General features: G+C 44.5%; 1 protein-coding gene. It reads right to left on the reverse strand.

The genetic code is table 11. The annotated features are described in order from the left end of the window. Positions 1-1132, reverse strand: a 1132-nt coding sequence (locus BVER_RS33145; RefSeq protein WP_198155494.1) for a retropepsin-like aspartic protease, incomplete at its 3' end; no start/stop codon positions are given. Between the last annotated feature and the right edge of the window lie 83 nt (positions 1133-1215).

Here is a 1215-nt window from a genome sequence, read left to right on the forward strand (position 1 = left end):
CCAAGAGCCTGAAAACCCCCCCCCCCCCCCCACCTAGCATCAAAGGATTGAGTCGTCTTTGCTTTTGTCGGACCGGCTTGTGATCTTCTTCAAGGAATATCTTGTGTGTGCATACCAAGGGCCTTATACCCTTTATATCGGCCATGGTCCAACCTATAGCTCTCTTGCACTCCTTCAACAAGTTAGTCAATTGAAGCTCTTGATCCTCCCCCAAAGTAGATGATGTGATCACCGGAAGTGTTTGATTGTCCCCCAAAAAGGCATACTTGAGATTAGATGGCAAAGGCTTAAGGACTTCCTCCATAGGTGCACAAGAAGTGTTTTCATCAATTGTAGTCTCCCCCAAACTCAAGGCTTGCTCAAGGCTACCATCTTCATTCAACTCATCGGACTCATCTTTGCCATGATCCTCTCCCATGATGCTATAGGCCAAATCATCTAAGTAGCAATTCTCAATGCTTTCACAAAGTAGCCTTTCAATAGTTGCATCCTCACTATCAAAATGGAGCTCTACCCCTTGCTTGAGCCAAGTCTCTTGTGCTATCATTTCTTGAGTTGTGTGCATCACCAATGACTCAAGAACATCAACATGGAAGCATTCGGAATAATTCCCTGGGTACTTCACCGCTTCGTCCACTTTGAATCGCACTTCCTCTCCATTGATATTGAACGTGATTTCATTGTCCTTTACACGAATTATAGCATCACCCGTAGCAAGAAATGGCCGCCCCAAAATCAATGGTACTTCTAGATCTTCTTGCATGTCGAATACCATGAAGTCGGTGGGTAGAAAATATTTGTCAACTTGCACCAAGATATCCTCCAATATACCATCGGGCCGCACGATTGACTTGTCGGCCAATTGAAGAGCAACCGGCGTGTACTTCAACCCATCAACTAACTTCAAATTCTTGGCAATAGACAAAGGCATGAGGCTCACTCCGGATCCCAAATCACATAAGGCTTTAGCAAATTTCTTGTCCCCAATGGCTACCGGAATAGTGCAACTCCCCGGATCCTTCTCTTTTGTTGGAATCCTCAAGTCCTTCTTGATGATGCAACTACAATTAGGACTCAAAGTCACTATGTCACCCAATGTTTGCTTGCCCTTGTTGCTTAGCATGTCTTTCATAAACTTTCCATACCGGGGCACATTTCCCAAAAGGTCATAGAGAGAAATATTGAGCATCACTCCCTTGAGCAACTCCATAAAAT

The organism is Candidatus Burkholderia verschuerenii, assembly GCF_001189365.1.
Classification (GTDB): Bacteria; Pseudomonadota; Gammaproteobacteria; order Burkholderiales; family Burkholderiaceae; genus Caballeronia; species Caballeronia verschuerenii.